The organism is Methanobacteriaceae archaeon (assembly GCA_029219465.1).
Classification (GTDB): Archaea; Methanobacteriota; Methanobacteria; order Methanobacteriales; family Methanobacteriaceae; genus Methanocatella.
Window position 1 is genome coordinate 19,880 of sequence record JAQXTL010000006.1, and the last position, 24,402, is coordinate 44,281.

The 24,402-nt window shown below is 31.4% G+C and carries 28 protein-coding genes and 2 tRNA genes; 19 read left to right on the forward strand and 11 right to left on the reverse strand.

All coding sequences use genetic code 11. The features are described 5' to 3' along the window. Positions 1 to 39: 39 nt before the first annotated feature. The 7 genes from hmd to PUD86_04810 all read left to right on the forward strand — a co-directional run bounded on the left by hmd (position 40) and on the right by PUD86_04810 (position 5,368). Positions 40 to 1,053 (forward strand): 5,10-methenyltetrahydromethanopterin hydrogenase, encoded by a 1,014-nt coding sequence (gene hmd / locus PUD86_04780; GenBank protein ID MDD6776587.1) that lies wholly within the window; start codon positions 40 to 42, stop codon positions 1,051 to 1,053. A 144-nt stretch (positions 1,054 to 1,197) separates the two neighbouring features. Further along, complete coding sequence (gene hmdB / locus PUD86_04785; protein MDD6776588.1) at positions 1,198 to 2,196, forward strand: 5,10-methenyltetrahydromethanopterin hydrogenase cofactor biosynthesis protein HmdB; 999 nt, start codon at positions 1,198 to 1,200, stop codon at positions 2,194 to 2,196. Between the two features lie 21 nt (positions 2,197 to 2,217). After that, positions 2,218 to 2,697, forward strand: coding sequence for a DUF3236 domain-containing protein (locus tag PUD86_04790; protein MDD6776589.1), 480 nt, complete (start codon positions 2,218 to 2,220; stop codon positions 2,695 to 2,697). Positions 2,698 to 2,700: 3 nt separating this feature from the next. Next, the gene (locus PUD86_04795; GenBank protein ID MDD6776590.1) at positions 2,701 to 3,492 is read left to right on the forward strand and encodes an SAM-dependent methyltransferase HcgC family protein; all 792 of its coding nucleotides are present in this window, start codon (positions 2,701 to 2,703) and stop codon (positions 3,490 to 3,492) included. Next, complete coding sequence (locus PUD86_04800) at positions 3,482 to 4,168, forward strand: Nif3-like dinuclear metal center hexameric protein (GenBank protein MDD6776591.1); 687 nt, start codon at positions 3,482 to 3,484, stop codon at positions 4,166 to 4,168. The genes PUD86_04795 and PUD86_04800 overlap by 11 nt, the downstream gene beginning before the upstream one ends. Further along, a complete protein-coding gene (locus PUD86_04805; protein MDD6776592.1) occupies positions 4,165 to 4,815 on the forward strand; it encodes a hypothetical protein in 651 nt (216 codons plus the stop codon). Before PUD86_04800 ends, PUD86_04805 begins: the two co-directional genes overlap by 4 nt. After that, a complete protein-coding gene (locus PUD86_04810) occupies positions 4,808 to 5,368 on the forward strand; it encodes a UPF0254 family protein (GenBank protein MDD6776593.1) in 561 nt (186 codons plus the stop codon). Before PUD86_04805 ends, PUD86_04810 begins: the two co-directional genes overlap by 8 nt. Before the next feature lie 24 nt (positions 5,369 to 5,392). Here PUD86_04810 and PUD86_04815 read toward each other — a convergent pair. Continuing rightward, a tRNA-Thr gene (locus PUD86_04815) sits at positions 5,393 to 5,465 on the reverse strand. 32 nt (positions 5,466 to 5,497) lie between these two features. After that, positions 5,498 to 5,580 (reverse strand) — tRNA-Leu (locus PUD86_04820). A 150-nt stretch (positions 5,581 to 5,730) separates the two neighbouring features. Here PUD86_04820 and PUD86_04825 point away from each other — a divergent pair. The 7 genes from PUD86_04825 (at position 5,731) to PUD86_04855 (ending at position 10,944) form a co-directional block, all read left to right on the forward strand. Then, complete coding sequence (locus tag PUD86_04825; GenBank protein MDD6776594.1) at positions 5,731 to 5,898, forward strand: 4Fe-4S binding protein; 168 nt, start codon at positions 5,731 to 5,733, stop codon at positions 5,896 to 5,898. 8 nt (positions 5,899 to 5,906) lie between these two features. Beyond that, entirely contained in the window at positions 5,907 to 6,680 is a 774-nt protein-coding gene (locus tag PUD86_04830; protein ID MDD6776595.1) for an adhesin, read from the forward strand. Positions 6,681 to 6,693: 13 nt separating this feature from the next. Then, on the forward strand, positions 6,694 to 7,974 hold the full coding sequence (locus tag PUD86_04835; protein ID MDD6776596.1) for an oligosaccharide repeat unit polymerase family protein: 1,281 nt from the start codon (positions 6,694 to 6,696) through the stop codon (positions 7,972 to 7,974). A gap of 261 nt (positions 7,975 to 8,235) precedes the next feature. After that, positions 8,236 to 8,862 carry a cobalt transporter CbiM gene (cbiM, locus tag PUD86_04840; protein ID MDD6776597.1) on the forward strand — a complete coding sequence of 209 codons (627 nt, stop codon included), beginning with the start codon at positions 8,236 to 8,238 and terminating at the stop codon, positions 8,860 to 8,862. A gap of 13 nt (positions 8,863 to 8,875) precedes the next feature. After that, entirely contained in the window at positions 8,876 to 9,181 is a 306-nt protein-coding gene (locus tag PUD86_04845) for a PDGLE domain-containing protein (GenBank protein ID MDD6776598.1), read from the forward strand. Between the two features lie 84 nt (positions 9,182 to 9,265). Beyond that, positions 9,266 to 10,096, forward strand: a complete 831-nt coding sequence (gene cbiQ, locus PUD86_04850) for a cobalt ECF transporter T component CbiQ (GenBank protein MDD6776599.1) — start codon at positions 9,266 to 9,268, stop codon at positions 10,094 to 10,096. Positions 10,097 to 10,104: 8 nt separating this feature from the next. After that, a complete protein-coding gene (locus PUD86_04855) occupies positions 10,105 to 10,944 on the forward strand; it encodes an ATP-binding cassette domain-containing protein (GenBank protein MDD6776600.1) in 840 nt (279 codons plus the stop codon). A gap of 2 nt (positions 10,945 to 10,946) precedes the next feature. On the opposite strand, the gene PUD86_04860 is transcribed toward PUD86_04855, so the two are convergent. The 3 genes from PUD86_04860 to feoB all read right to left on the reverse strand — a co-directional run bounded on the left by PUD86_04860 (position 10,947) and on the right by feoB (position 13,789). Then, a complete protein-coding gene (locus PUD86_04860) occupies positions 10,947 to 11,135 on the reverse strand; it encodes a hypothetical protein (GenBank protein MDD6776601.1) in 189 nt (62 codons plus the stop codon). Positions 11,136 to 11,184: 49 nt separating this feature from the next. Continuing rightward, a complete protein-coding gene (locus PUD86_04865; GenBank protein ID MDD6776602.1) occupies positions 11,185 to 11,412 on the reverse strand; it encodes a FeoA family protein in 228 nt (75 codons plus the stop codon). A gap of 358 nt (positions 11,413 to 11,770) precedes the next feature. Further along, positions 11,771 to 13,789, reverse strand: coding sequence for a ferrous iron transport protein B (gene feoB / locus PUD86_04870; protein ID MDD6776603.1), 2,019 nt, complete (start codon positions 13,787 to 13,789; stop codon positions 11,771 to 11,773). A gap of 507 nt (positions 13,790 to 14,296) precedes the next feature. Here feoB and PUD86_04875 point away from each other — a divergent pair. Beyond that, positions 14,297 to 15,550, forward strand: a complete 1,254-nt coding sequence (locus tag PUD86_04875; GenBank protein MDD6776604.1) for a tripartite tricarboxylate transporter permease — start codon at positions 14,297 to 14,299, stop codon at positions 15,548 to 15,550. Positions 15,551 to 15,554: 4 nt separating this feature from the next. Here the strand turns inward: PUD86_04875 and PUD86_04880 are convergent, their stop codons facing one another. Beyond that, on the reverse strand, positions 15,555 to 16,451 hold the full coding sequence (locus tag PUD86_04880; GenBank protein MDD6776605.1) for a methyltransferase: 897 nt from the start codon (positions 16,449 to 16,451) through the stop codon (positions 15,555 to 15,557). 160 nt (positions 16,452 to 16,611) lie between these two features. On the opposite strand from PUD86_04880, the gene PUD86_04885 reads away from it, so the two are divergent. From PUD86_04885 to PUD86_04895, 3 genes are all read left to right on the forward strand, one after another. Beyond that, positions 16,612 to 18,141 carry a DASS family sodium-coupled anion symporter gene (locus PUD86_04885; GenBank protein MDD6776606.1) on the forward strand — a complete coding sequence of 510 codons (1,530 nt, stop codon included), beginning with the start codon at positions 16,612 to 16,614 and terminating at the stop codon, positions 18,139 to 18,141. A gap of 153 nt (positions 18,142 to 18,294) precedes the next feature. Further along, positions 18,295 to 19,692: a CpaF family protein gene (locus tag PUD86_04890; protein ID MDD6776607.1), complete on the forward strand. Its 1,398-nt coding sequence runs from the start codon at positions 18,295 to 18,297 to the stop codon at positions 19,690 to 19,692. A gap of 188 nt (positions 19,693 to 19,880) precedes the next feature. After that, positions 19,881 to 20,531, forward strand: a complete 651-nt coding sequence (locus PUD86_04895) for a type II secretion system F family protein (protein ID MDD6776608.1) — start codon at positions 19,881 to 19,883, stop codon at positions 20,529 to 20,531. 87 nt (positions 20,532 to 20,618) lie between these two features. Here the strand turns inward: PUD86_04895 and PUD86_04900 are convergent, their stop codons facing one another. Genes PUD86_04900 through pth2 form a run of 4 tightly spaced genes read right to left on the reverse strand, consistent with a single transcriptional unit; the run spans position 20,619 to position 22,113 of the window. Next, positions 20,619 to 20,888, reverse strand: a complete 270-nt coding sequence (locus PUD86_04900) for an elongation factor 1-beta (GenBank protein ID MDD6776609.1) — start codon at positions 20,886 to 20,888, stop codon at positions 20,619 to 20,621. A gap of 22 nt (positions 20,889 to 20,910) precedes the next feature. Then, the gene (locus PUD86_04905; protein MDD6776610.1) at positions 20,911 to 21,072 is read right to left on the reverse strand and encodes a zinc finger domain-containing protein; all 162 of its coding nucleotides are present in this window, start codon (positions 21,070 to 21,072) and stop codon (positions 20,911 to 20,913) included. Between the two features lie 2 nt (positions 21,073 to 21,074). Further along, positions 21,075 to 21,737, reverse strand: a complete 663-nt coding sequence (locus tag PUD86_04910) for a delta 1-pyrroline-5-carboxylate synthetase (GenBank protein ID MDD6776611.1) — start codon at positions 21,735 to 21,737, stop codon at positions 21,075 to 21,077. A gap of 37 nt (positions 21,738 to 21,774) precedes the next feature. Then, positions 21,775 to 22,113 (reverse strand): aminoacyl-tRNA hydrolase, encoded by a 339-nt coding sequence (gene pth2 / locus PUD86_04915; GenBank protein ID MDD6776612.1) that lies wholly within the window; start codon positions 22,111 to 22,113, stop codon positions 21,775 to 21,777. A gap of 102 nt (positions 22,114 to 22,215) precedes the next feature. On the opposite strand from pth2, the gene PUD86_04920 reads away from it, so the two are divergent. Beyond that, on the forward strand, positions 22,216 to 23,994 hold the full coding sequence (locus PUD86_04920) for a ribosome biogenesis/translation initiation ATPase RLI (GenBank protein MDD6776613.1): 1,779 nt from the start codon (positions 22,216 to 22,218) through the stop codon (positions 23,992 to 23,994). Between the two features lie 27 nt (positions 23,995 to 24,021). On the opposite strand, the gene PUD86_04925 is transcribed toward PUD86_04920, so the two are convergent. Then, positions 24,022 to 24,399, reverse strand: a complete 378-nt coding sequence (locus tag PUD86_04925) for a putative zinc-binding protein (protein ID MDD6776614.1) — start codon at positions 24,397 to 24,399, stop codon at positions 24,022 to 24,024. Positions 24,400 to 24,402: the final 3 nt, after the last annotated feature.

Below are 24,402 nucleotides of genomic sequence, written 5' to 3' on the forward strand. Positions count from 1 at the left end.
ACATATATTGAATAAAAAAATATAAAAGGAGACTGAAAAATGAAAGTAGCAATTTTAGGTGCAGGATGTTACAGAACTCATGCTGCAAGTGGAATTACCAACTTCGCAAGAGCTTGTGAAGTTGCTGAAGCAACCGGAAAAGAAAACATTTCAATGACCCACTCAACTATCGAAATGGGTGCAGAATTATTAGAATTAGCTGGAGTGGACGAAGTTGTTGTATCCGACCCAACTTTTGACGGCGATTTCACTGTAGTAGACGACTTTGACTATGCTGAAGTAATTGCAGCACACAAAGCTGGAAACCCTGAAGAAGTAATGCCTGCAATCAGAGCAAAAGTAGCAGAATTAGCTGAAACCGTACCTAAACCATCTAAAGGTGCTATCCACTTTACTCACCCAGAAGATTTAGGAATGAAAGTTACCACCGACGATTCTGAAGCTGTTGCTGACGCTGACTGGGTAATGACCTGGTTACCAGAAGGAGGTATGCAACCTGACATCATCAAAAACTTCGCTGATGATATCAAAGAAGGAGCTATCGTAACTCACGCATGTACTATCCCAACTACCGGATTAAACAAAATCTTCGAAGACTTAGGAACCAACGTAAACGTAGCTTCCTACCACCCAGGTGCTGTACCTGAAATGAAAGGACAAGTTTACATCGCTGAAGGTTTCGCTGACCAAGCTTCCATCGACACTTTAATGGACTTAGGTCAAAAAGCAAGAGGATCTGCATTCACTTTACCAGCTAACATGGTTGGTCCTGTATGTGACATGTGTTCCGCAGTAACTGCAATTACCTACGCAGGTATCTTAGCTTACAGAGACACCGTAACTCAAATTTTAGGTGCTCCTGCAGGATTCGCACAATCTATGGCTAACGAAGCTTTAACCCAAGTAACCGCTTTAATGAAAAACGAAGGTATCGACAAAATGGATGCTGCTTTAGACCCAGCTGCATTATTAGGTACTGCTGACTCAATGAACTTCGGTTCCTTAGCAGAAATCGTTCCTACCGTATTAGACTACTTAGGTAAAGACGAATAGATGCGAACAAAGTAAGTTAATTGTTGATTTTATATCAACAATTTTTTAACTTATTTTTTAATCGTTAGTAAAATAGCTATTAAAAAATAAGTTAAATGCTATTTTCTAAACTAAATACAAAATATATACTATAGAGAGATGTTTATGATTGATGAAATTTTAAAAAAAGCAGAAAATAATCAAAAATTAACAGATGAGGAATTTTTAGAATTACTAAACATAAGTAATGATGAAGACTTGAATAAACTATTTGAAACTGCTGCAAAAATAAGAGATCAACAATCAAAAACAATCAAATTAACTTCAACAATCCACATTACAAATAAATGTCAAATCCAACCTAGGTGTGAATACTGTGGATTTGCAGAAGAGACTTCTTCTAAAGGATATTATAATGCATTTTATAAATCAAATGAAGAAATTTTATGCGCTGTTAAATCCATCCAAGAAGCAGACATACCTCGTGTAAGCTGTTCTGGAGGATATGGTTACAAAGGAAAACAGGCTGTAAATGCATGTAAAATAGTTAAAGAAAACTCTGATTTGGAAATTTTAGTTAATGTGGGTGGAGATTTAACTGAAGAATCCATTAACAAACTTGCAGAGCTAAATACTGATACAATATGTTGTAATCTTGAAACCATCAACGAAGAAGTATTTTATAAAAGAAAACCTGGAGATTCACTAGAACAAAGAATATTAACCTGTGAAAGAATTAGTAAAGCAGGAATAGGATTATCCTCAGGATTACTTTTAGGAATTGGGGAAAGTGTTGAAGATAGATTAAAACATTTACGCTTTTTAGGTACTTTTGAAACCTTAGAAGAAATCCCAATAATGGGTTTTAATCCTTATGATGATACTCCAATGGCAAATGAAGAACCATTCCCATTACAAGAACAATTAAAAATGGTTGCTATTACACGTATAATGTATCCTCATATTAGAATTACAATGCCAACACCAACTGTTGGTCCTGAAAATGTGGAATTTTCACTAAAAGCAGGTGCAAACAATTTAGCTACTGTAATTGCAGATAATTACCCACATGAAGTAAAAGGTGTAGGAGCACCAGAATACGGTAATTACAACAAAGTAGTTAATGTAATTGAGAAATTAGGCTTAATACCTCAAACCATTTAATCTTTTTTTGAGAGGGATATTGTGGCATTTGAAAAGATGATACAAAATGCATTTGAAGAATCTTTAAACGACTCCAGATTTGGAGATACTCTTGAAGAAATACAAGAAATTCAAAACTATATAAAAAATGCTAAAAAAGTATATATCCCCAATAAGAACGGAATTAAAGTAGAAGTATTAAATAAAGTTTTAGAAGAATATAATCTTCCCCAAGCTGAAATACTTCAACTTAATACTAATACTGCTGATACCAGTAGAATTCCTGCTCTTGCAAAAGCATACATTGCACTTGATCAAAGTGATGCTGATTTAATTATAGCAAGAGGACGCTTAGGTATTCCTGGATCAGGCTCATTACTTATTTTTATAGATAATAAGGGAAGAATATTAACATGCGGTACTTCCCCGTCACATGTAATTCATAAAAAAACTATCGAAGAAGCTGTTTATAATGAAGCATGTGAAGCATTAGAAAAAATAGGATTCAATAAAGAAGGATAAAAAATGAATATTGATACTGGAATTACATCTGAAGTGCTAACTATAAAATCTGAAATCAAACTAATTGACATTTTTAATGAAATTATTGATAAAAAATCCAATGCTGTTTTTAATTATATAAATGAATTAGATATAAAAAAAGATGCTAAAATAGTAGTTATTGGAACTTATTTTACAGGAGTAGGTATTGTAAAGAAATTAAGTGAAAAATATGAAAATATCTTATTAATTGACATATATCCTCACTTAAAAGAATTATTAGACACACCACTTGGTGGAAAATTAGCAAATTCTGTTGAATTTTCATCTGATTTGGATTTAATATATAGTGGAGATGTTGTTATTGACACTACTGGTTTTGGAGGGATAACTCCTGAACAATCTGAAAAATTTGATGTTGACACATTTATTATTGAAGATCCTGTAGCTGAAGATAACGATGAACTTTTAGCTAATAAAAATAATATTCATAAAAGATTAAGTTGTGCAAAAGCAAACAACAAGGCAATAATTAAAACTAAAGGAATTGACACAAAAACTTCCGGAACAATGACATTAACAATTGGCGTTTTAACCAATGTCTTGAATAAATGCCTAGAAAAAGAAGGTGTACTATACAGTGCCTGTGAAATGGGCTTTTTTGAAGAAGTTATCTTTAAAGAAAAAAATATTTCTAAATTTATCGAGTTAGTTGACACTCAAGCTCTTAAAATTTCTACAATTAATCCATTTAGTTGTGATGAATTACTTATAGATGAAATCTCTAAAATAAAAACTGATTTAAATGAAGCTTAAAGAGATTATTTCATTTTTAGAAGAAAAAGTACCAACTAATTTAGCTTTGGATTTTGATAATGTTGGATTAATGGGAGATTATGATTTAGATTCTCAAATTAATTCAATTAAGATTTTTATGGATTTAACACCTGATTTTGACAATTTTAACGATAATACATTGATAATTACACACCACCCGCCAATATTTACTCCAAAAACACCAACATATACAATTCATTCAAATTGGGATATTATTGATGGTGGGGCAAATGAAGCATTATGTGAAACTTTAAAATTAGATGTAATTGATTATTTTGACGATAAAACACATATTGGACGAGTTTGCAAATCAAATCATAGTTTAAAAGAAACTGTTTTAGAAAATTTTAAAAACATTAGAATTGTAAATAATTTCGATGACCACAAAAATCTAAAAGTTGGAGTAATATCAGGTTTTGGTTTGAAAAATCCAGATTATATAAAACTTGCCAAGAAAAAAGATTTAGATGTACTTATTTCTGGCGATTTATGTCAGGAAACTGCAATTCTTGCAAAGAATTTAAACATTACTCTTATTGACTTAGGACACCACGAAAGTGAAGTTCCAGGATTATATGAACTTGAAAAAGTAATTAATGAATTAAATATTGATGTTGAAATCATTGATAAAAATCCAATTGAGGTAATAAAATGATTGACGAAATACAAAAAATGGAAGATAACAAAACACCAAAAGGAAGAATTGATTTAATTGGATGTGGAAGATTAGGATTAAGAGTTGGTATCAATTTAATGCAAGTCCATAGAGGAGGACCTAAAGTTATTGGTGCTTTTGACGGTCAAAAAATTGATGGTGGAGACGTAATATTTACCATGCTAGGTGCTAAAAACGGACAAAACAAAACTGACTTTGTAAAAAAGTTATGTACCCATGATGAAAAATTCAGAGAAATTAAAAGTTTTCCAGAATACATCAGCGAAGATAATTTAGACTTAATTGAAGGTGACGTTGTAGTTATTATGGTTGCTGGTGGAAATACAATTGAAACTGCATCAAATATTATAAAACACGCACACAAAAGAGGAGCAAAAACAATAGGAACTGCAGGAATATTCGGATTTGGAGATGAAAACATTGAAGTAAAAGACATATCCGAATTTGACAACACAAACCCTGCTGTTGAAGAATTAAGAGCACAAGGAATTACAAAAGACCATCTTATTGTAACTACAAATAAGTTCATTAGAGATAATGAGCCTATTACACCATACACACTTGATGAAATTGCAAAAGTCCTTACAATTAACGCATTAAAACAACTAAGAGATAAAAATGATTAAAATAGCTACCGCCGAGTGTTTCACACAGGGAAAAATCGGAAGAGAACTACATGCTTTAGCACAAAACTACGAAGGAAACTTCGGAAGAGATTATATTGAAAATCCTTGCGAATATGGGGATTTTGACTATAATAAACTTAGTGTAACATGTAGTTTATTTATCCCTACAATTGAAGCTGTAAAAAAGATACTAAAAATAGATAATCCTCCAAAACCTGACACTTTAATTAAAGGAATAAAGGTTTATGACGAAGAAGGAGATAAAAAAGTAAGTAAGCTAATGGCAAAAGCAGTTAGAGATTTAAGTGACTGTGATATTGCTATTGGAACTACAGCAGGAGTTGGTCGTGGAGCAATAACAATCATCACTAAAGAATATGAAATAACCACCACCACAAACGTTTATGCTGATTTAAATGAGTTAAAAAGCGATGATTTGTATAACAGATCATATTCCGGAATTATAAAAACATTAGAAATAGTTCTACTTCTTTTAAATGATAATATCGATAAAATAAAAACTTTAGAAAATATTGATATTATAAAAAAATAATTATTAAAAAAAAATCAGTTAGAAAGCCTTAGGGGGGATTCGAACCCCCGACTTCCACCTTACCAAGGTGGCGCTCTACCGGCTGAGCCACTAAGGCATAGTCAAGAATCAATAAAAATTATAAAATAGTGCAAGGGAAGGGATTCGAACCCTCGAAGGCCTATACCAGAGGATCTTAAGTCCTCCCCCTTTGGCCGCTCGGGCACCCTTGCATACAACAATAATAATATTTGTTTTACTAGTATATAAACGTTTCTGTTTTTCAGACATATACTCAAAAAAACAATAAAACTACAAAATAATATTTGATGGACAAACTATTTAAATATTTACCATTAATATTATTTTAAGAGGTGTATTAATTGAAAATTGACGTTGAAGAATGTGGAGTTTGTGAAGACTGCATTGATGTTTGTATAGAAGAAGCAATTCAAAGAAAAGCATATACAGTAACAATCGATAGTGAAAAATGTACTGATTGCGGCGAATGTGTTGATGTTTGCCCAGTTGGAGCTATTTTTGATGAGTAGGATAAAATATGAAACCAAAATTTACTTTAATTGATTATTTGATAATTATTTTAGTCATATGTGCTATCGCATTTGCATTTATACATATTACAACAGATGACTCTTCAAATATTAAAAAAACCGCATTTGATGCATCAACAATAAATAAAATTCCAGATACTTATTCAAATTACTATAAAGATGGATTTATTGTAAAAGCTAATGTTGATGGATTTAATGCAACCAATAACGAGAAAACAACATTAAACGGTACTGTAAAATGGATTGGAAACAATGGTGGAACAGATGTCAGGATTTTAATTGAATCTAATAATTCAACTTATCTTGCAGGATTGTATAAAAGTGTTCCAGAAGCAGATATTTACATAGATAAAATTTCACTTGAAACAGATGGAAGCACATATCCAAATTTAGTGGAAATTAAAGCAAATCAAGAAAACATTACCTCAATTAACGACTTGAATAAAAATATATCAAATTGTGATTTTGAAATGTCTACAACAATCTCTCTTAACCCGTTTGACATAGTAAAACTTCAAGAGATTCAAAATATAATTAATTCCAATGATAAGAGAGTAGCTATTAAAGCACCAAATGTTGGAGTATGCAATAGCTTAATATTGGAAAATGCTAACAAAGAAACATTAGATATTAGTGATTCAGTTTTAGGCAATATAAACGGACTTAGCGAAGAAATTACAATTAGAGTATACAATTGCAGCGATAGTCAGTTAGAACAGATTAAAAGCAGCTACGATGTTGCAAATATAAGAACTTTTTAAGATGTGTTAGATAATGAGCATCATTTATTCAAAATTAACTTCAGTGATAAATAGGATTAGTGATGAATTTCACAAATCTTTTTTATTCACAACAATATTTTCTATTTTGGCATTTATTGAAAAGCAATGGGTTAACAGCTTTTTTAAAGGATTGTATCCTGATGAAAACTTTTTAGGACTTTTAAATAAAATAAACATTTTAAAAAATCATTTATTCAACCCATTAATTGTGCTTTTATTATTTGCAATGTTTTTAATTTTATCACTAAATGCTCCCTCAACAAGTTTAGTGATTACTCTAGCCATTGCTTTTATTGCATTTTTTATTGGATCCGCAATACTTCCAAGATACATATTAAATAGCAAGAATATTAAAACCATAACCTTTGATAAAAAAGACATTTATTCAATTGGATTTTGTTTAATATTAGTAAGTTTCGTATTTTTTGGAATATGTATTGCATCTGTTGGAGGAATTCCACTTTTAAAACCATCTATCAGATATTTATTAAAACCAATCTTTACAATGCCAGTATTTTTAATAATACCTGGAACATGTCTGGTTGCTGGTTATTATCTAAAAGAATTCCAATTAAAAAACATCACCAGATCACAGGCAAGATTCAGATTCCTTGTATTGCTCGCAATCAACATTGGCATATTATTACTTTTAGGTTATAGGACACCACTACTTGCAGCATTTCTCATCATAATTATCATAGGTTTCTATGGAAATATTGTATCTCTTTGGGAAGTTGTAATGGGAGGAGTGATTGGTGTAGGTGCAATCATCGGAATTGGTTATTTTAGATCACTTGGAGAATTAACAATAACTTCATCAACAAATCCATTCTACACATTACAGTCAAGAGCTGATTTTACTTTACATGTATTAAACCTACTTGACTTTATTGGTGGAAACTTTGGACTTACCCACGGTAAATTATTGGCAAGTTCTATTCCAGGAAGTGATTTAGGACCAAGAATGCTTGTTGGAAAGATTATTGCATGGAGAACAGAAGTTACAGTTACCCCTACACTTATCGGACAGATGGTAGTGGACTTTGGAAAATTAGGTGTGGCAGTTGAGATGTGTCTTTTAGGATTTATTTTAGGTACTGGATTTAAAATAATGCAGAAGACCAAAGATTACTTCTACATTGCTATTTACGCATTGATTTTAACATACTCAATTTTAGGTATAGAAACTGGAATTTTAGACATACAGGTTTTATTATACTTTGCAATAGCTATTCTAATCTATTTGACAATCATTAAAAAGAACTTAAAATGACTACTATTTTTTACATAAAGTAATACATAAAATGTAAAATAATACAAAAATGTATTACTTTAATAACATTTATATACTCCAACCACCCAATATAATTAAATATCAAGACAAAATAAGGATTTTGTTTTAGTTAAACATGAAAAACTAAAAAATAATCTTGATAATTAATAAATAAAACGCAAATAAGCGAATTTAGTAATACTTAGTATATAAATAAAAAATAAAAAAGTATTACTCACTTAAATATTGGAGGAATTTAATTTGCATATACCTGATGGATTTATACCAATCGCACAATGTTTAATATATTATGTAATTTTAATTGTTGCATTGTACTTCTCTGTAAAATGGGCTAAATCAAACTTAGATGAAAAACGTATCCCACTTTTAGCAGTACTTGCAGCAGGTATCTTTGCAATCATGTCCATGAACATGCCAATTCCATTTGGTACCAGTGGTCACATGGTTGGAGGTGCACTCGTAGCTATTGTATTTTTAGCACCTGAAGCAGCTGTTTTAGTATTCACAGTTGTATTACTCATCCAAGCATTAATATTCGGAGACGGAGGACTTACTGCATTAGCAGCAAACGTAATTAATATGGGTATCGTTGGAGGAGCAGTAGGTTTATACACATTTAAAGCATTAAACACCAAAATCGGAAACTACCCTGCAGTAGGAATCGCAGCATGGTTAGCTACAGTACTTGCAGCATTAGCATGCGCTATTGAAATGAGCATTGCTGGAACTTTCCCAATAAATATCGGTATCCCTTCCATGGTATTATACCACTTCTTTATTGGAATAATCGAAGCAGTATTAACTGTAGTTGTTGTTGCAGCATTAGACAAATTTAGACCAGACTTACTTGCATGGAACAAAAATTAAAGGAGAGATATAAATGGATAAAAAAGATGTATCTTTAATTATTGTTGCAGTTGTTATTTGTGTCGTAATAAGTTGTCTTTCACCATATATTGCATCTGGTGATCCAGACGGTCTTGAAAAATCTGCAGAAGACGCAAATGTTCCTGAAGGATACCAAGTTGAACAAATTAACGGAATTCCTGAAGCAATCTTCCCAGATTACGCATTTTCAAATGCTCCAGATAACCAAGTATTACAAATTGTAGCACTGGTAATCGGTACAATTTTAACTCTTGGAATTGGATATGGAGTTGCAACAATTTTAAAAAGTAGAAATTAAATTATATTAATTTCTTCTTTTTTTTACATAAAAAACAAAATAATAATATATTACTATTTTTTAATATTATATTAGTGAATTAATATGGTAGATATAACACAAATAATGAGGTTTGATGAACTTGCATCCAAGCAAAGTCCAATTCATAATCTCGAAGGAAGAATTAAATTAATAACCTCAATTTTAATAATACTCATTTGTGTTACCTCAAAAGAACTTTTTATACCAATAATTTTAGAGATAATGTTATTAATTATCTTAAAAATAGCTAATTTATCATATATTGATTCAGCAAAAAGATTATTAATGTTACTTCCATTTGGAGGAGCAATAATAATATTCCAACCATTTATTCAACCGGGAAATATAATTTGGAGTTATTCCTGGTTACATATTACTGATTTTGGACTTAACTGGGCAATTTTATTGTTTGTACGTATGATTGTTTGTTTAACAACAATTATTATCTACTCATCAACAACACCGCTACAGGAAATGGCAAGTTCATTTAGAAAATTAAAAATGCCAAGAGATTTGGCAATGATTTTATCAATTATGGTAAGATTCTTGTTCTTATTTATTGATGAGCTTACATCAATTAGAAAAAGTCAAAAATCAAGGAATTTTAACATTCATTCCAAAAATACCCCATATAAATGGAGAGTAAAACAAGTTGGATACACAATAGGAATGATGTTTTTAAAATCATATGAACAAGGAGAACGTGTTCACAGAAGTATGGTTAGTCGTGGATTTTCTGATGCATCAGAAATGTTTGATGAAAAAAAATCTCCTGAAAAAAGCGATTATGCATTTATTATTTCAATTATACTTATCATAATCATACTTGAAATTATTATATTCAAATACAGTGGTCAATTAGGTTATATTGGTCAAAACTTATCAATTAATTAGGTGACATAATGCAACAAATTCATTTAGAGACAAAAAACTTATCTTTTACTTATCCTGATGGAACTGAAGCTTTAAAAAATGTAAATATTCAAATTAAAAAAGGAGAAAAGATTGCAATTATGGGACCTAATGGTGCTGGAAAATCAACATTATTTTCCCATTTTAATGGTTTAAGCGAACCTACATCAGGACATGTTGAAATTGATGGTGAAAAGATAGTTTTTACAAGAGAAGAGTTGCTTAAAGTAAGACAAAAAGTAGGAATTGTGTTCCAAGATCCAAATGACCAGTTATTTGCACCTACTGTTAAAGAAGATGTTGCATTTGGACCAATGAATTTAGGTCTTGACTATGATGAAGTAAACGCAAGAATCAAAGAAGCATTGGAAATGGTGGGTATGAGTGGTTTTGAAGATAAAACTCCTCATCATTTAAGTGGAGGTCAGCAAAAAAGAGTAGCTATTGCAGGAATTATTGCAATGAGACCAGAAATAATGATTCTTGATGAGCCAACTGCAGGTCTTGACCCAGAAGGTGTTGATAAAGTATTAAACATTTTAAACAAGCTTAACGAAGAAGGAATGAGCATTATTATCTCATCACACGATATTGAAATGGTTAATCACTTTGCAGATAAAATATTTGTTTTATATGGTGGAGAAATAATAGCTAAAGGAGATAAACACCAAATATTCTCTGATAAGGAATTATTAAAAAAAGCTCACCTAAAAGCACCAATAACAACTGAAATTTTATACAAATTAAAAAAAAATGGACTTGATGTCGATACTCATAAAATAACAGTTGATGAACTGGTTAATGAAATTCTTGACATCACAAAAAAATAAGATTATTTTCTTTTTTTAAATTTATTTTTAAGTTTTTTAATAAATTCAAATTCTTCATCAAGTTCCAGAGAATTCCCAAATCCGCAATTAGGACAGTGAACCTGATTACAGTTATGTTTTCCACAACTACTGCATCCACGGTTTTCTAACTTATTTTCATCAAATTCAAAACCGCACATTCTACATTTCATATTATGACCTTTAATAAAAAGTATTTAAAAAAAAATAAAAACATTGAAGCTATTCAACTTCAATATTTCCAGCTTCTTCTTTACGAAGACAAATATCATATCCTTTTATAGTCATTTCAATAGGATCTCCTAAAGTAGCAACTTTTTTAAGAGTAATTTTTGCTCCTTTAACAAAACCCATCCCTAATAAATGCCTTTTTAAATCAACATCCCCAGTGTCATGATATTTAACTATTGTTACAGTCTCACCAGGTTTCGCATCTTTTAAGGTTTTCATTTTATATCACCAAATAATAATTTTTAGGTATCTAAAAATTCTTATTTAATAGTTTATTACAAGACATATATAAAGATTTATAGTTTATCCTAAATTATTTTTTATTAGGAGTTTTGACTCCACTAATACCACTTCTACTACGCATAATTACACCTCATAAAATTAAATTATAATAATTATTCATCATCTTTAGGAGTCTTAACTCCTCTAATACCACTTCTACTACGCATAATATAAACCTCCATTAAAATTTAGTTATGACTAAAAATACTTAATCAATACTTTGTTGCAAGTAATATATAAATATTTAGGTATGCCTAAAACTTAAAAATTTAAAAAAAAATAATGGATAAATAAATTATCCAAATCCTAACAATAAACCAATGTTATAGATTAAAAATGATACAATGTATGCAGTTGTAACAGTAATAGCACACATGGTCAATGCCCATTTATATCCGTTTGTTTCACTTTTAATTGCACCAATAACTGCCACACACGGAGTGTATAACAATGTAAATGCCATAAATGAAAATCCTGACAATGGAGTAAATGAAGTTTGAATCAAGTGAGTTATTCCAGTATGATCATCTGCACTCATTCCCGCAAGAGTACCAAATGTAGAAACTACAACTTCCTTAGCAGCCAATCCAGACAAGATTGCTACTGCTGCCTGCCAGGTTCCAAAACCTAATGGAGCAAATATCGGAGCAATAGCTGTACCAATCATTCCTAAAATACTCATTTGAGGATCAGTTCCTCCAAATGGATAAATGTTTTCTAAAAGCCATAGCAAGATTGCAAAGGTAAGAATAATTGTTCCTGCTTTTTTCAAGAATCCTTTGGTTTTATCCCAAGCATGCAATAATGTTCCTTTTACAGAAGGTACTTTATAGGTTGGAAGTTCCATAACAAATGGAGTAGACAATCCTTTAAACATTGTTCTTTTAAGAATAGCTGCAACAACTAATGCTACAACAATACCTAACAAGTAAATTGAAAGTAATACTAAACCACCATTTTCCGGGAAGAATGCTGCAACAAATATTGCATAAATCGGCAATCTAGCAGTACAGGACATGAACGGAACAAGCATCATTGCAAGCATACGGTCCCCTTCATTTTCCATGGTTCTTGTTGCCATAATAGCCGGTACACCACAACCAAAACCTAAAATCATTGGAATAAATGCTTTTCCATGAAGACCAACAATTTTGTGCATGAGTTTATCCAAAGTAAAAGCTGCTCTTGCAAGATATCCACAGTCTTCCAAGAAACTTAGGAATAAAAACATCAGGAAGATAATTGGAGTGAATGTTAAAACACCACCTACACCACCAATAATACCATCACAAATAATTGATGAAATTACCCCAGGACCTAACTGTGCGGCTAACCATGAGCTTAATGCTGAAAATGCTTCTTCAATTACAGTTTGGAAAGGAGCACCAACAACAAAGGTTACCTGGAACATTATAAACATGACAAGAACGAATATGAAAGGTGCTAAAATTCTGTTAGTAACTACCTTATCAATTCTATCAGAAAGGGTTTCTATTTCCACTTCAGGTTTTGCTACTACCTCAGCAACCAAACCATCGATAAATGCATACCTTGCACTTGCAATAACTTCTTCTGGACCATCATTATAAACATCATACAAATGTTTACTTACTTTATCGGCTTCAACCATGATTCTAGACCCATTAGGAGCATGTTGAACCTTATCTATAACAATGGTGTCTTTTTCTAATAATTTGATAGCAGTCCAGATAGAAGGAACATTTAATAACCCTTCATCTTGTTCAATGAAATCCTGAATCTCAAACAAGTGACCTTTAATATCATTACTGTATGAGAGTTTTTCACTTGAATCTTTAGGATTTGCAGCTACTTTTTCAACAGTACAGAGCAATTCTTCAAAGCCCTCTTTTGTTTTTGCATTGATTTCAATTACTGGAAATCCTAAAAGCTCACTCATCAAATCCATATTGATAACATGACCTTTTTTTAATGCAAAATCATTCATATTTACTGCTAAAATTAGATTAGCTCCAAGTTCCATCATTTGAACTGTTAAATATAAATTACGCTCTAGATTAGCCGCGTCAACCACATTAATAATAACATCAGAATCATCATCTACAATGAAATCACGAGAAACAATTTCTTCCATTGTATGAGCACTTAAAGCATAATTACCTGGCAAATCAACAAGATCATATTCATATTCACCATGAGTAAAGTGACCTTCAGCTTTTTCAACAGTTTTCCCAGGCCAATTACCTACATGTTGATGCATACCAGTTAATTGATTGAAAACAGATGTTTTACCTACATTAGGGTTTCCTGCTAATCCAACAATTAATTTCTTCATTAGCAAACACCATAATTAAATAAAATATTCTTTAGGTTATCCTAAATAGATATTAATTTCCATTTTATATTATATAAATATTTGGCTTTTTATAAAGGACAATTGAATTATACACAAAATTTCTAAAAAGAATTTTAATAATAAATTTAGGCTAACCTAAAAAAATAGAAACATTTATATACTATTAAAACAAACTTTAATACAAGTGACATATATTTAGGAGTACCTAAATATATCACTTTAAAAAAATTATTAGCCAAAGAGAGAATACAATCTCCAAAATATATATCTTTCATATTAAATTAGGTTTACACAATTTACTAATTTAATAAAAATCTGCCAAGATTTAAAAACGGTGTTGTAAGACACCATCTATCTCTCTTTTTATGATTCTTCTCAATTGAAGAGTCATAATATCTCTCTTTATTTCTAAATTTTATTAAATCAATTAAATTTTCTCGTTTTACTTAAACAAAGCTTAAATTACAGTTTGATTAATTAATAGCTATGATAGAACTAGTAATTGCATGTTTTATAGGAATATTAATTGGAACAACAACAGGTTTAATACCAGGAATACATGTTAATACAGCAGGAGCAATACTGTTTGCATCATCAGCCTTTTTATTATCTCAAGTTTCAGCCGAATTTCTTTGTGTTTTAATGGTTTCAATGTCAATAGCTCACGCACTGATTGAATTTGTACCTTCAATGCTTTTAGGAGTTCCACAGGAAGGAACCGCAACATCAATACTTCCAGGTCACAGAATGGTACTGGAAGGGCGATCAAAAGAAGTAATCAGAATTGTATCAGTAGGAGGATTTGGAGCAATATTAGTCACAATAATAATGCTTCCAATCTTTTCAATAGCCCTACCATTTTTACATGGAATTTTAAAGCCATACACATGGATAATTCTTCTTGTAGCTTCAATTTACCTGACATATAACCTAACAGGCAATTTTAGAGACTTTTTATGGTCACTACTTTTATTCATATTATCCGGAGTTTTAGGATGGATTACCTTTCAAACACCCATATCCTCAGGAGTTACATTAATGTGTACATTCTCCGGGCTTTTTGGAATAAGTACAATATTATTTAGCTTAAATGACTCATCGACACTGCCTGCACAAAACCCATTTTACACATTAAATCTTGATTATAATAAATTCAAAAGCATTTTTGCCGGAGGAATAACCGGAGCAATTTTAGGATTTCTTCCAGGATTTGGACCTGCACAGGGAACAATAATAGCACAAGCTGCAAGTGGAACAAATGATAATGAAGATGACGATACAGTAAATTTCCTGCTTGCAACATCAGGACTTAACATTTCCGATTGTCTTTTTTCTTTAATTGCAATATACATTATTGGAAATCCTAGAAGTGGAATTGCAGTTTATATGTCTTACTTGATTTCAGAAATGAATATTAATCATCTTGCAATCTTTATTTTTGCATCACTTCTTGCAGTGTCTGTTTCACTGGCATTGTCTTTAAAATTAGGAGATTCATTTTCTAAAATAATGAGAATGGTTGATTATAAAAAATTGTCAATTGGTGTTATTTTACTTCAGATTGTAATATTGTATGTGTTTATCTTTTATTATGAAGCACCTGTGGTTTATATGACAATTGCACTTATTACCTCAACTGCTCTTGGAATGCTTCCCCACTACATAGGTGTTGGAAAATCCCATTTAATGGGTGTTTTGATAATTCCTGCAATTGTAATTTATATGAAAATGTTTATTTAATAGCTTAGATAACTACTACATTATCAGCTATTTTTTCTGCTTTTTTTACAATTTCAGAGGTGTCTGCACCAGGATAAGCATCAATAACACATAAATCCACATGTTCAACATCCAAATCTTCAAAAGCTTTGTTGAATACTTCAAAACCATCATCAATATTATTGAGTTTTAGGTTTTTATTTAAGTTTTCAATCATTTCAGGATTTATATCATTAAATATTACATTTTCAAATCCGTATTTTTTAAGATAAATCCCTAAAGCACCAAGACCACACATTGCATCAATAGCTACGCCTTTTTTGATATTGTTATTGTCTAAATAATTATGTAATCTTAGTAATTTTTCCTCAATAGTCATTGCTACTTCTATATGGTGTTTTGACTGATTTTTTACTAAAATTATTTTCTCATCAATTAGTGTTCTCATAACATTAATCTGTTCATCATCACCAACAAGAAGTTCAAAGTGATTAATTTGAGAATCCTTGTCAAACTGACCAATATTTTCCTGTGGAGATCCTTTTAAAACACATTTTACTTCAGGAACTTCATTAACTAATTTTAAAGCAACATCTGAGTTGAAATCCGGATGAAGCAATATTAATGTATCCTCACCAATAAATTGAGGGTTTAGATTACTGTAGTAGAATTCTGATAATGGTACTGGAGTATTGTGCCTTAATGTTGCAGTTTCAGGAACAATTTTTCCTTCAATCATTACTTTTAGTATATGACTCATTACAATATCAAGAGGTCTTTTTCCACACTCACACCTCATGTAATCGCCATCAAGTTTATCAAAATCAATTAATTCAGCTAAAGGATTGAATTTTTTTATTTGAACATCCTTACAATTGCTACAATAGTCCAATGCATTTATCTTTTCATCTAAATCTATCATATAAAACACCAATATTTAATTGTTTATTGTTGCTTTTTTATAATGATTATGGATTTTAAATATTATTAAATATCAAAAAAAAGTATGTATGATAAGAATACCTTTATTTTAAAAAAACTAGCTACTTCTTTTCATATACAACTAATAAAGGAGGCCATATATGAATAACCAGGTTAAAGATAACACCAAATCATTTGACCATTATCGTCGTATGATTGGTCTTATTGGAGGCCCACTACTTGCTATTTTAGTGTTTTTAACACCAATCTCAGGTATTAACATGGCTGCTCATAAGCTATTGGCAATTATGGTGTTTGTTTCATGTTGGTGGATTACAGAACCAATTCCAATCCCTGTTACTTCACTTATAGGCCCAACGTTAGCTGTTGTAACTGGAGTAGTAAATGTAAATGATGCTTTCAGTTCCTTTGCAAATCCTATGATTTTCCTTTTTATTGGAGGATTCATTATGGCTGCTGCAATGATGAAACATGGACTTGATAAAAGATTTGCTTATTGGTTATTATCCCGTAGATGGGTCGGTTCAAACCCTAAACGTATCTTAATCGTTATTGGTATTGCAGCATGTCTTTGTTCAGGTTGGATTAGTAACACAGCAACTGCTGCTATGATGCTTCCTATTTGTGTAGGACTTTTGGAATTAATTAAAGAAATGTTTGCAGCAAACGGAAGAGATATTGATTTAAACAACTACAAATATGCAACAGGTTTAATGTTGATGACTGCATATTCCTGCTCAATTGGTGGTGTATTAACTCCTATTGGAACACCTCCAAACACAATAATGCTTAGTTTTTTACATGACATGGCTAAAGTCAACATTTCCTTTTTTGAATGGATGACTTGGGGATTTATTGCAATGGCATTATACTTTGTTCTTGCTTATATTGTAATTTCACGTTTCTTCCCTGCAGATGTTAAGGAAATTGAAGGAGCTAAAGAGTATATCAGTGCAAAACGTGCAGAACTTGGAAAATGGACTAAAGCTCAAAAAAACACATTATTCTGTTTTATGCTTGCAGTTACCCTTTGGGTATTACCTGGAGTATTATCAATAGCTCTTGGAAATGATCATCCAATAACTCAGACTTATAATCAGTTAATTCCTGAATCAATTGCTTCAATGCTTGGAGCTTTGCTTTTATTCATAATTTCGACAAATATAAGAAAACATGAAGTTACACTTAACTGGGAAGAAGCAAAAGAAGGAATTGAATGGGGAACTTTAATCTTATTTGGTGGAGGTCTTGCTCTTGGAAGTATGATGTATAAAGTAGGTCTTTCCAAATGGTTTGGAGATGCAATTGTAGGATTCTTAGGTGGAACACCAACATTATTCGAGTTAATCTTGATTTTCTCATTATTAGCACTTTTCCTCTCAGAGCTTACAAGTCACACTGCAGCAACAAACATGATTGGTCCTCTTGCAATTACAACCGCAATGACTGCTGGAATTAATCCTATTCCAGTTGCAGTAGCTATTGCACTTGCATCATCTTTAGGATTTGTCCTTCCTGTGTCAACACCGCCAAATGCGATATTCTATTCATCAGGAAAAATACCAATTACTAAGATGATTAAGACGGGAATTTTCATTGATATAATAGGTATTCTTTGCATAACAATTCCATTAGTAATGTTCTTTGTTACTTGGATACTTGGAATATAAACACAGAGCCTTTAATTAGGCTCACCATCTTTTTTTACTCTAAAAAACCATTATTGCCATTTAATTGTAATTTTGATGTCAAAAGTAATAAAAACTATATAAGTTAGTATTACTAATCTGTATTTGTAACTAAAAATCGCCATTGGTGAAAATATGGACAAAGACATAATACCACAATATAACATCACAAAACAAAATTACACCACAAAAGAAAAAGAACTGCTTGGAGAAATACGGGAAAATCTTGTTGACTTAGCAATATCAACTGGTGAAAATATTCAGGCAAACGAAGAGAAGTTATTAAATAACATTAAGAGCTTTTTATTTGATAGGTTAGATGATGTTCCTATTGAATACATAAACAAACTATCAAGAAAAATACTTCGAGACATTGCAGGATATGGAGAAATTGATCCACTAATCCAGGATGATGATTTAGAAGAAATCATGATTATTGGAATAAATAAACCAGTTTTTGTTTATCATCGCTCTTACGGGATGATGAAAACAAATATTACATTTACCAATGAACAGGACCTTCTGGATTTAATTGACACAATTGCAAGACAGATTAACCGTCGCATCGACCAGGAATCACCAATTTTAGATGGCAGATTAACAGACGGATCAAGAATAAACGCCACAATACCACCAATATCTGCTGACGGACTCTCACTTACAATAAGAAAATTTAGAAAAGACCCATTTACAATCGTTGATTTGATAAATTCAAAAACAATATCTGTTGAACTTGCAGCGTTCTTCTGGCTTTGTTTTGACGGATTAGGAGTCAAATCAGCAAATGCAATAATTTCTGGAGGAACCAGCTCCGGAAAAACAACTACACTAAATGCTCTTTCAGCCTTCATCAACCCAAGTGAGAGAATAATCACCATTGAAGATACATTAGAACTGCAAATACCTCATGAACACGTTATTCGAATGGAAACAAGAGTAGCAAATGTTGAAAACAAAGGAGAGTTAACAATGAATGATTTGGTAAAAAACTCCCTTAGACAACGTCCAGACAGAATAATTGTTGGAGAAGTAAGAGCCGAGGAAGCAATAACACTATTTACCGCACTTAACACAGGACATTCAGGATTTGGAACTCTACATTCAAATGATGCAAGAGAAACAATAACAAGACTTACAAATGAACCAATGTCAGTACCTGAAATAATGATACAGGCAATTGACTTTATTATAATGCAAAACAGAATTTACACACCATCTGGAAAGTCCTTTAGAAGAATCAATGAAGTAGCAGAAGTTGTGGGAATTGAAGAAGGAGTAGTTCAACTAAATAAGATTTTTCAGTGGACTCCAGAAACAGATACAATTGATAATGTAAGCATTACAAGTAAAACACTCTCACAAATTGCCAATTTAAGTGGAAAATCAATGAATGAATTGTATCATGAAATTGAAAAACGGGAAATGGTTTTAAGCCATATGGTGAGAAACAATATCCGTTCGGTTAGTGAGGTAAATAACATTTTAGAGAGATATTACAAAAATCCTGAAGAGATTTTAAATGAAATAAGGTGATTTAAATTATTTCAAAATTCTTTATAGCTATTGGTGATGCAGCCATTAGCTTTATTACCTTATTTAAAAAAGTACCGAATGTAAAACTCAAATCAAATGCTGTTAAAGTACATCAAAGTGAAGAGGACAAAATTAAAGAACTTCTAATAAAAAAACCAGTTGTTGGAATCGATATAGTAATTTTCATATTGTTAATCTTATACACAAGCCTTGAAATAGCTGGAATTTACGCCATACTTGTTTTAATGACCTACACATTTGTTTTTTACTATCCGCAAATCAAAAAGAATAGAATTTATGAAGATATCAATCAGGAATTGCCATATGCATTAAGACATATGGGAATTGAATTAAAATCCGGAAAAGGACTTCATGACACAATGATTACAATAAAAAATGCAAATTATGGATCCATTTCAGAAGAATTTACAAGAGTACTTGAAGAAATTAAATTTGGAAATTCAACAGAAGATTCATTGCTTGAAATGTCTTCAAGAGTCAAATCAGATGGACTTACACGTGCAATACACCAAATAATAAGTACACTAAGAGTAGGTGGAAACCTTGCAAACAGTTTAGATATAATTGCAAAAGACATTACATTTGATATGCAGATAAAACTAAAGGAATATTCTCAAAAACTAAATTCATTTATCTTGATTTATACATTTATTGCCATTTTAACACCAGTAATTAGTTTAATAATGTTAATGGCAGGATCAACAGTTTTAGGAGATGTAATTTCTTCAGAATTACTGTTTGTAATCTACGGATTGTTTTTCCCTTCAATTGTGATATTTATGGGAGTGTTTATTAAAAAATTAGAACCTAAAATTTAAACAACTTTAAAAACAGTAAATAAAACAAAAATAGAGTAAAAAAGAGTTATTAAAAAATAACTCTATAAAAAATTGGTATAAACCAATTTACATTAATCTTCCGACACCAGTAATTTCGATACTAGCTACGCCGTCAATAGCTTGAACCATTTCTTCTACAGGTTCAGATCCACCTTCACCATCATCAGTGATGAATTGTAAGATAATAGCAACTAAACCGAAAGCGATTGGTTCTTCAGCCATGTCGTGGAGTTTTGCTCCTTCAGGCATGGAACTTTCAATAGTAGCTTTAATAGCATCTAAATCTACATCTGGACTGTCAGGCATAATTTTCATAGTAGTTAATACGTCACCCATTCTAATTCCTCCATATCAAAATCTATGGTCCTTCGAAACCACATTCACATTTGTATGCGTGGCCAAAAGTACGACATTTTTCACATCTTGCGATTTTTGCTCCACAAATTGGGCATTCGAATTCTACGAATGTTCCAGTTAATGGAATTTCTTGTTTACATGAAATGCATTCTACAGTTTTCATTTTTAATCACCTATTATTTGTGTGTAATCGAAGTTATAATCATTTATATTATCATCTATTAAAGATAAAACCCTTTCAGGGTACTTCCCATTCACAACATAACAATTAGTCCCGAACTTTAATAAAAGAGTTGGTAACATTACATCAATTGATGACTCTGGAAAATTTAGCATAGTTTTTGCATCAATTTTACTTATGAATGTTGAACCTGACTCTTTAGGTTCTTGGGTATATATACCATTTACATTTGTTACTATTAAAAGGTTTGCATTTAGAAGGTGTGAAATGTAAGCTGCAATTGAATCTGAAGTTACATCCCATGAGCATTCAAAGGGATCATCTTCACGCAAGAACTTTGAAACTACAAAAATCGGAGTAAAACCTTCATCTGAAATAGCTATTGCATCATCAATTGAATATGCTAATTTTGTAGACTCAACTTTATCATTTACAAGTTTTGCAATTATATCCATACAATCTATTGCTGTCCAATGATTAGTTTCTTGACTAAAGTTAATTTCACTGTCGTATTTACGAATAAGATTTGCAAATTCACCACCACCCAAAACTATAAGTGAATTGGTGTTTTCAAGTTTTTTAGCCAAATCTATTGCATAATTTGGAAATAAACTTCCCCCAATTTTAACAACCTGTTTAATGCTCATAATTACAACCACATTTAATAAAAATAGCTATCATTAACTATAAAAGTTTTAAATCCCCAGTTATTTTGTCAATTATTTCATCTTCATCAGGACCAAGTGCCAAAACTGTAACACTTGATGTAGGTATCTGAGTTCTTCCAGCATCAACAACAAGATAATTAGGAACTTTATTTATGTCTGCCTGTTTTTTAAGTTCACTTAATTCTTCTAGTGTCTTAACTTTTAAAACTACCTTAGCATAACCTGTTGTTTCCCATTTTCTAATCTTTTCAGGTGAAGCTTTTTTATAAGAACCAATAGAACCATGACAACATTGGGCAGCTATTTTTCCTTTACCCATCTTTAACTCTGTTCTAACAATCATCACTTGTTTCATAACATTAAATATTAAACTATTATGTTAAAAAATTTTTGAAAATAAGGTTTAATTATTATAATAAACATAACTATTAATGATTATATTTTTTATGTGATTATAATGACTCGTATTTCAATTTTAGACAAAGATAGATGTCAACCAAAAAAATGTGATTATCTTTGTATCAATTACTGTCCAGGTGTTAGAATGGATGAAGACACCATCATAATTGACGAAGATACTAAAAAACCGTTGATATCTGAAGAATTATGTGAAGGATGTGGTATTTGTACAAACAGATGTCCTTTTGATGCTATTACAATCATTAACTTACCAGAAGCAGCAGGAGAGCCAATACATAGATTTGGTCAAAACCAATTCGAATTGTTTGGACTTCCAACCCTTGAAGAAGGAACTGTTTTAGGTCTTCTTGGACAAAACGGTATTGGTAAATCTACAATCATGAATATCTTGTCCGGGAATTTAATTCCAAACTTCGGAGACTTTGAAAACAATCCTGAAAACTGGGATGCAGTTATTGATTTTTATAAAGGATCATCTCTTCAAAAATACTTCAAAGACTTATCAGAAGGTAAAATTAAAACTGTTTTAAAACCACAGATGGTGGACCAACTTCCAAAAGTTGTAAAAGGAAAAGTTAAAGACTTACTTAACAATGTAAACGAAAGAGACAAATTAGAATTCGTTACAAAAGAATTACAACTTGAAAACGTATTAGATAGGAAAATGGAAAACTTAAGTGGTGGGGAACTTCAAAGAGTTGCAATAGCTGCAACCGTTTTAAGAGAAGGAGATTTCTATTACTTTGACGAACCAACATCATGGCTTGACGTATCTCAAAGATTAAATGCAGTTAAAGTAATCCGTTCTCTTGCTGAAGAAGGAAAAAGCGTTCTTGTAATTGAGCACGACCTTGCTACCTTAGATGCACTATCCGATAACATCCACATTCTTTATGGTCAGCCTGGAGGATACGGGGTTGTATCCGGAAGAAAAGGTGTTCGTTTAGGAATCAATGCATACATCAACGGATTCTTATCAGAAGAAAACGTAAGAATCAGAAGAAATCCAATTGAATTTACAATCAGACCCCCAACACCTGAAGATGAAGGAGATGCACTTTCAAGCTATTCTGATTTAAACAAAGATTACGGCGGATTTAAATTAACCGCTGATGCAGGAGAAATCTTTTATGATGAAATTGTAACTGCATTTGGTTCTAACGGTATTGGTAAAACCACCTTTGCTAAATTACTTGCAGGAGTTGAAGAACCAACTGACGGAGAAGTTGACAGCGAAGTTACAATTGCATACAAACCACAATACATTGTATCCAACTTCGAAGGAAGCGTTAGTGACTTCTTATACATGAATGCTCCTAGTTTCGGAAGTAAAATCTTTGAAAGTGAAATTATGAAACCATTATCCTTAGATGATATGTTAGATAAACCAGTTAAAGGATTAAGTGGTGGGGAACTTCAAAGATTAGCTATTGCTGCAACATTATCAAAAGATGCTGAAATCTATCTTTTCGACGAACCAACAGCATTTTTAGATGTAGAACAAAGATTAATAGCTGCAAGAGTAATCCGTAAAATGGTTGAAAGTAGAAACGCAGCTTCACTTATCGTTGATCACGATATTGTATTTATCGATTACATCTCCGATAGAGCAATGGTATTTAACGGAACTCCTGGTTTAAACGGTCATGCATCAAAACCAACTGATTTAAGAAATGCTATGAACGAATTTTTAGGAAATCTCAACATTACATTTAGAAGAGATAAAGAAACAAAAAGACCAAGAGTGAATAAACTTGACAGTTATAAAGACCGTGAACAAAAAGAGAAAGGAGAGTATTATTACTTATCTGATTAAGTATCTCCTTTTTTTATTTTATTTTTTTTAGATATTTTCAAGTTCTTTTAAGATATATTTTTTCAAAACATCAACTGCTTTTTCACCATCTTCATCTAAACGAACAGCATCCAATGGTTCTAAATCATATGCTTTTACAACACTATCAGCAGAAATGTTAATAATAGGATTTACATCCTTATCTTTTAAGATAACAGCAGCACAGTCATCTCCACAACCTGTGATTGTAACGATTTTTGCATCTTCTAAAATTGGAGAACAATCTTTTTGTTGTGCAGAATACTCAGTAATACATGCTGCAACAATATTATCATTTTCCAAAGCTAATTCAACACTAGCTGCTCTTACAACTAAACCTAATGGACTTAAACCACTACATGCAACTAAAGCAATTTTATCACACATTTT